At 37.8% G+C, this 6,960-nt stretch carries 6 protein-coding genes and 1 pseudogene; 1 reads left to right on the top strand and 6 read right to left on the bottom strand.

Annotated elements, in window-relative coordinates; translation table 11 throughout:
- A pseudogene (locus M3Z76_RS12955) lies at positions 1-616 on the top strand (hypothetical protein); the annotation flags it as partial.
- Between the two features lie 205 nt (positions 617-821).
- Here M3Z76_RS12955 and M3Z76_RS12950 read toward each other — a convergent pair.
- From M3Z76_RS12950 to pepV, 6 genes are all read right to left on the bottom strand, one after another.
- The gene (locus tag M3Z76_RS12950) at positions 822-1,688 is read right to left on the bottom strand and encodes a YtnP family quorum-quenching lactonase (protein ID WP_293927505.1); all 867 of its coding nucleotides are present in this window, start codon (positions 1,686-1,688) and stop codon (positions 822-824) included.
- Between the two features lie 15 nt (positions 1,689-1,703).
- On the bottom strand, positions 1,704-2,345 hold the full coding sequence (gene trmB, locus M3Z76_RS12945) for a tRNA (guanosine(46)-N7)-methyltransferase TrmB (protein WP_293927506.1): 642 nt from the start codon (positions 2,343-2,345) through the stop codon (positions 1,704-1,706).
- A 48-nt stretch (positions 2,346-2,393) separates the two neighbouring features.
- Positions 2,394-3,314, bottom strand: coding sequence for a diacylglycerol/lipid kinase family protein (locus M3Z76_RS12940; RefSeq protein WP_295656568.1), 921 nt, complete (start codon positions 3,312-3,314; stop codon positions 2,394-2,396).
- A complete protein-coding gene (locus M3Z76_RS12935; RefSeq protein ID WP_293927508.1) occupies positions 3,311-4,294 on the bottom strand; it encodes an NERD domain-containing protein in 984 nt (327 codons plus the stop codon). The genes M3Z76_RS12940 and M3Z76_RS12935 overlap by 4 nt, the downstream gene beginning before the upstream one ends.
- Positions 4,295-4,468: 174 nt before the next feature.
- On the bottom strand, positions 4,469-5,320 hold the full coding sequence (gene dat, locus M3Z76_RS12930; RefSeq protein WP_293927618.1) for a D-amino-acid transaminase: 852 nt from the start codon (positions 5,318-5,320) through the stop codon (positions 4,469-4,471).
- Between the two features lie 21 nt (positions 5,321-5,341).
- Positions 5,342-6,727: a dipeptidase PepV gene (pepV, locus tag M3Z76_RS12925; RefSeq protein WP_293927511.1), complete on the bottom strand. Its 1,386-nt coding sequence runs from the start codon at positions 6,725-6,727 to the stop codon at positions 5,342-5,344.
- Between the last annotated feature and the right edge of the window lie 233 nt (positions 6,728-6,960).

The following is a 6,960-nucleotide window of genomic DNA, read 5'->3' as shown; positions in this document are numbered from 1 at the left end:
TTTTTTATGCAAAGATAAAATTACTGAAAATTTAGATTTTTATAAAGCGTTGAATTATTTTAATGCGACACTAGTGATTCAACACATAAAAAAAATATGCGAATCTCTCTTAATATTCACAAAAACGAATAATTTAAAAGAAGCACAAATTGGTTTAAATGAGGTATGGGAGATTTTATGTAAAAGAAATCAGTTGTACATAGCTGATATTTACCTAATGAACTCCATTCTATTTTATTTTCCATTACAAACTATACCCACAATAAAAAATCTTTTAATTCAGAGTATAGACTATTATAAAGGAGACAAGGATTTAGAAACTATTAAATTAAATATCCTCATTAATTACAGCCTATTACTATTAAAATATGAAAAATATCCAGAATCCATGGAAAATATAGATGTTTGTATTAATCTAAGTAAAGAATTGGGGGAATATTTGAGACTTGGGATATCTTATATAAGGAAAGGAATCATAGCATCTCATATTATAAACCCAAAAAATGATTCTACTTACTGGATTGATAGAGGCTTAGATATTTTATTTTCTATAGAAGAAGATAATATTATAAATATATTGAAAGAGGAAATTGAAATATACATAAATAAAAGTTAATATTAGATACTATAAAGTTATTTCTCAAAAAAATAAAGTATAGATTTTTAAATTTTTTTACCATACATGTTATAATAAGGTTTATTTATAATTGTGTATTTTTCAAATTGCCATTACTCTCTTGTTATATATCAAGATATAAATAACTTAAGAGAAATTACAGGAATGTACCATGTGATTTCTCTTAATTTTCCAAATCTCCTTATTACTTAAACTGAATAACCGCCTCATTGCTGCGCTTTAAGCTATCAACAACTTCCTTGCCTGTCGCGTCCCACTGAATCATGCGGTAATATGCGTCATGATAGAAAATAAATTTATAGCCATTTTCCAAAGCTTCCTTCATCAGCTTTTCCTTGGCAAAAACGCTTGTCATTGGGTAATCGTCATATGCTAACACCCATAGTGGATTTTGATGGGCATGTGTTGGCATAATGTCTGCCATATGTAACAAAACCTCACCATTTTGCTCTAAGCGAATGACCGCATGCCCGTCACTATGTCCACCTGTATGTACCATCTTCAAGCCAGGTACGATTTCTAGCTCACCCTCAAACGTTTTCACTAGATGCTGTACAGGCTCCCAATTTTCCTTCCAGTATGTGTTGCGTGAACGGATATTTGGGTTGCACATTTCATTCCATTCGATTTGCGTCGTATAAATCGTTGCATTTGGAAAGACAGGTACAAGCTTGTCACCTTCCCAGCGCGTTAAGCCACCTGCATGGTCGAAATGCAAATGCGTCATTAAAATCGCATCGATATTTTCAGGCTTCATGTCAAGCTCCGCTAAGCTTGCTTCAATGCTAGACTGTTCTGATACGCCGAAATTGCGCAGCTGCTTTTCTGTGAGCTTGCCTGCGCCCACACCTGTATCAATTAAATAATTTTTGCCTGCATATTGAATTAAAATTGGCTCACATGCCAATTCAATTTGGTTTAAGTCATTGACAGGGTATTTGCGTGACCATAACGCCTTCGGTACAACACCGAACATCGCTCCCCCATCTAGCGCAGTTACCCCACCATTTAACCAAAAAAGCTTCATTTCATGAAATACATAGTTATCCATCCATTTCTCCCCCTATTACTTAAATTGGCACTCTAAGCGATAAATCGGCTGCCCTTTTGCTGAAAATTTCTCCTCATACTCTGTCATCACATTATCCTCTGGCATATTAGCATGTAAGTCAAGAGATACATAGTTTAATGCCATTCCATAGGCGTTCATGCTCACTAAAGAGTATTCAAATAAACCTCGATTATCCGTTTTAAAATGAATTTCTCCTTGGTCAATTAACACGCTTTCATAGATAGATAAAAACCCTTCATGTGTTAAACGGCGCTTCGCATGGCGCGCTTTTGGCCATGGATCAGAGAAGTTCAAATAAACGCGACTGACATCGCCCTTTGCAAAATATTCCTGTAATTTCGCACCATTTACTTTTAATAAACGCAAATTAGCTGGCTTATTAGCTTCTACAATACGCTCTAGCGCACTGACAATTACGCTATCATATAGCTCAATACCAATATAATTAATATCAGGATTTTGTAATGCCATTCCTAAAACGAACTGACCTTTTCCTGTGCCAACCTCAATATGGATAGGATGATCATTCCCAAATACAGTTGCCCAATTTCCTTTACATTGCTCAGGGTTTGGCAGAATCACATCTGGATGCTCATTAATGAATTCCTCTGCCCATGGTTTATTTCTTAATCTCACTTACTTTTCCTCATTTCTTTTTTACATCTTTTTAGTATAACTGATTCACTATTTTTTTGTCGCATACCAGCTTAAAGGATTCACATAAAATGTTAGCCCTTCCTTTGACTTTGCCAATATTTCTCCATCTGCATGGCAAAGCAGCTCTGCATTATGTGTCAATTGAAATTTTTGTCCTGTTAGCTGTGTTACTTCTTTTAAATGAACATGCATACCAGGAAATATCGTCATAAATAAAAATAGTAATTTTATTGCTGATAGATTATGTACAACAATCACTTCAAGCACTTGATCATCCGTTTTAGAGGATGGTGAGAGCTTCATACCGCCGCCGAAATATGGCTGGTTACATACTGTTGCAAACCAAACATTATGAAAAACATGCTGCTCTCCATCCTTCGTCACTGTTAACTCAAATGGTTTAAAAACAAACAATTGTTTAATTAAGTAGTAGATGTAGCTTAGTTTGCCGAACCCTAATTTGCCTAGAACTGTTTTCAATGCAGAGTCATTAGCAGCCTTAGCAACAGCTGCATCAAAGCCAATGCCACAGTTATTCATAAAAGCATGCTGTCCTTGCAATGTGACCATACCACAGTCTTGCTGCTTTCTCGTAGGTTGCTGTATAAATTGAAGCAGCTCTTCTACCGAATGAAATGTATCATATGTACGTGCATAATCATTGCCTGAGCCGCCAGCCATCACACCGATTGTTACCCATTCGTTCGCAAGCACACCATTAATTACTTCATGTATCGTTCCATCTCCTCCAATGATCACGATACATGCTGGTCTTCTCTGTTCCTCTGCCTCCTGTGCAATTTGCTTAGCAATTTGCAATCCATGCCCTCTGTACTTTGTTATATGAAGTATATAAGGAATTTCTAATAAGGACTGCCAACTTTTCCAGCGCTTCATCCCCCTGCCGCTTCCTGCATGTTCGTTCAAAATAATATGCAGCTGCATCATTCGTCATCCTTTTTCTGCTCGCTCCATATATCTCGATGGAACGATGTCGTTTGTCCAATTGCTAAAATGGATTGAGCTGCTCGAATTTGCATATGCTTCATTGGTGAAACTGTGCGTTTCATTTGTTGTAGCCATTCTGCATAGTTGCGCTTATCAATAAATTGCACGCCATAAACAGAGCCTGGATAATCAAAATAGCCATTGCGCGATAGCAGTACTTTGCGAACCGGCATTTCAACCTCTGCCTGTTCAAATAGCTGCTTCACTAATGTTTCCATTCGGTTCAAACGAATAAATGGATTCAGCGTCTTTTTATCTTGTTTCCCTACTTTTTTTAACCAAAAACGTTCACTGCTCCCAACATAAACAGCTTGACTTTCTTCCTCCACCACCGTAATGCAAATACATTCAACAGGTGTAATGATAATGACCTCTAATTCAATTGGTGCCTTTTTCACTCGCAAAATCGGGTAATAAAGCAGCAAGTAATTATCAGGTAAGTCCTGCAATAGTGTACGCAGCAATGTGTCACGCATATATTTCGGATCGACATATGATTTTTCACGCAGTGTAGAGCTGGCCCATTTCATTTGAAAATGGAAAAATTGATCCATAAACATGCGCTTGAGCTCTTCTAAGCTTTGCGGATTATACACGATATTGGGCTCGAAAAATAGCGTCGTTTCCTCATCGAGAATTTCTTCATCTTCCTCTGCCTCATCTTCCACAAGCGCTTCTACTTCTTGCTTTTTTGATGGAAATATTTTTTTCAAGAAGGAAAACCTCGGCTTTGCTACTTCAACGATATCATCCGTTGTATCAACATGCTCCCATTGCTGGTTCAGTTCACCGCCCGTTTCCCATTGATGCTTAATGCGCTCCCACTGCACCTTCTTCAATCTGACAAATTGTGTAGGATAGCGTGTGAAGTCAATCTCATAGCGAGATATATAGTCTTGTATTTTTATTAATTGTGCCATGATCTAACACTCTCCATCTACTAGCTTCATACTTTCTATTGTACATGAATTATGTGTAAAAAAATATACAATTGAAAGTTACATACCGCCAAAATATATGACACGCCACCTTACTTTCGATACAAAATGAAAAGCACAGGCACCCTAAACTGAGCTGCCTGTGCTTTATTACAATTAAATGGTAATCGCTGCTGGAATTTTCGTTTCAAATTGCGCTTGCAATTTGCGTGTCCATTCACCTACTTGAGCGCCGTTAATTTGCTTGCCATCAATTTCAATTACTGGTGTAACTTCCGACGTCGTTGATGCAACAATGACTTCGTCCATTGCAAGCAATTGTTCTTTCGTTATTGGCTGCTCCTTTACTGGCAGACCGATTTCCGCCGCACATGTTAAAATTGCTTCACGCGTAATACCTTTTAAAATGAGATTATTTGCTGGATGTGTATATAAAACGCCGTCCTTCACACCGAAAACATTCGTTGATGAGCCCTCTGTAATTGTTTCACCACGATGTAAAATTGCTTCATAGCAGCCTTTTTCAAATGCTTCTTGCTTTGCTAATATTGCGCCTAATAAGTTTAATGATTTAATATCACAGCGCAGCCAACGAATATCTTCAACAAACGTCGCCTTTACCCCATTTTCTAAATTGGCAACAGGTCTTGCTGCTTCTACTGCTGTTCCTGTTAAAACAGGCGTTACATCTGCACTTGGGAAAATATGATTGCGCGCTGTCGCACCACGCGTAATTTGGCAATATACATGTCCTGTATGAATTTCATTTGCCTCTACAAGCTCATGCAATAATTGATGTAATTTATGCTTCGTATATGGAATTGTTAAACGAATTTTTTCTGCGCTTAAATAGAAGCGATCGATATGCTCCTCAGCCATAAAAAATTGTCCATTATACACTTTGATTACTTCATAAACGCCGTCACCAAACTGATAACCGCGATCCTCTTTATTAACAACAACTTGCTCATCTCCAACAATGCGATCATTTAATAAACTATACCCCATCATACATTCCTCTTCTCATCTTTATTTACTTGCTAGCTTAGCAATTGCCTCTGCATAGATAGCTGCTGCCTTAATTAAATTTTCCACGTCCACAAACTCATCTTTTTGATGTGCCACATCTGCTTCACCTGGGAATAACATACCAAATGCTACCCCTTTATTTAATACGCGAGCATATGTGCCACCGCCTGTTGATAGCACTTTCGAAAAATCATTTGTATACTTTTGGTAAACACCTACTAATGTTTGAACAAGCTCATCATCTTCAGGTACATAATGCGGCGCTGAATTACTTGCGATATCTAATATGAAATCTGTTTGCGCTAACACTTGCTGCGCAGCCGTTATTTTCTCTTCAAATGAATAGGTAACAGCATAGCGCATGCTCACTTCAATTGTGCCACCATTGTCATCAAATCGAAGGATGCCTGGATTCAATGTTGTTTCTCCAGACATCTCATCACGATAGTTCAGCGCTAATGCTGTACCAAAATGATCTGCTCCAAAGACATCTGCAATAAACTGTACAAATGCCAAGCCGCTACCTGCTAGCTCTGTCGTTAAAAATTGCGCTAGTAATACCGCTGCATTGATACCTTTTTCAGGCTCCATTGCATGTGCTGATTTTCCTTTAACAGCTATTATATAGTGGTCTTGTTCTTTTGTTAAAGCACCTTCCGCCCCATTTTCCTGTAAAAATGCTTGGAATTTTGTAGCTCCATCTGCGGAAATAGTCACTAATTTCGCCTCAGCAAAATCCGGTACCATATTCGTTCGTTTTCCTGCGTTAAATGAGATGAGTGTATCTTTTTCAGTTGCCTTATTTTTTTGTGAAAAAATAAGATGTGCGATACCTTTTTCCGCATTAATTAGAGGGAAATCTGCATCTGGTGCAAAGCCAATTGTTGGCATTTCCTCTTTTTCAAAATAGCGTGTCACACAGCGGAAGCCACTTTCCTCATCCGTTCCGATAATCATACGAACTCGTTTATTAAGCTGAATGCCGCTATCCTTCACCATTTTCATCGCAAGCCATGCAGCCATTGTTGGTCCTTTATCGTCAATCGCACCACGACCAAACAATTTGCCATCCACAATGCGTCCTTCAAACGGTGGATATGTCCAACCATCACCAACAGGTACTACATCTACATGACATAAAAGTCCGAGTAACTCCTGACCTTCCCCCATCTCGATATGGCCAGCCATATTATCAATATTTTTCACTTGCATTCCTGCATGCTCACCTTTAGTTAGCATAAAGCGGAGGGCATCAAGTGGACCTTGCCCGAACGGCTTGTCTGCCGTTGCATTGTTTTCATCTAGCACGCTTTCAATTTGAATAAGCTGCTGTAATTCTGTCAGCAATTCATCCTGACGATTTTGCGCAATTTGTAACCAATTCATGTATTCCACCTCATTTTCTAATACCGTCTATTTTACGCCTTCTTCGTGAAAAAACAACGGAAAATATTATACTTTTTTAAGCAAATGCTACCCCTTCATATCGAAGACATAATGAATTGGTATTGCGCATAAAAAATGTAAATAAGAAGTAAATTTTTTATGAAATCATTTAAAACTAATAGAAATTGTTACAAATATGCGTTATAATCATATTATCAGAATATTTGTTCTGA

It is taken from the genome of Metasolibacillus sp. (genome assembly GCF_025291715.1).
Taxonomy (GTDB): domain Bacteria; phylum Bacillota; class Bacilli; order Bacillales_A; family Planococcaceae; genus Metasolibacillus; species Metasolibacillus louembei.
This window is presented reverse-complemented; position numbering and strand designations above follow the sequence as displayed.

Bases quoted from the DNA above. Each gene is read 5' to 3' on its own strand.
- M3Z76_RS12950 (WP_293927505.1), bottom strand. From the start codon at position 1,688: ATGGATAACTATGTATTTCATGAAATGAAGCTTTTTTGGTTAAATGGT.
- M3Z76_RS12940 (WP_295656568.1), bottom strand. From the start codon at position 3,314: ATGATGCAGCTGCATATTATTTTGAACGAACATGCAGGAAGCGGCAGG.
- M3Z76_RS12935 (WP_293927508.1), bottom strand. From the start codon at position 4,294: ATGGCACAATTAATAAAAATACAAGACTATATATCTCGCTATGAGATT.
- dat (WP_293927618.1), bottom strand. From the start codon at position 5,320: ATGGGGTATAGTTTATTAAATGATCGCATTGTTGGAGATGAGCAAGTT.
- pepV (WP_293927511.1), bottom strand. From the start codon at position 6,727: ATGAATTGGTTACAAATTGCGCAAAATCGTCAGGATGAATTGCTGACA.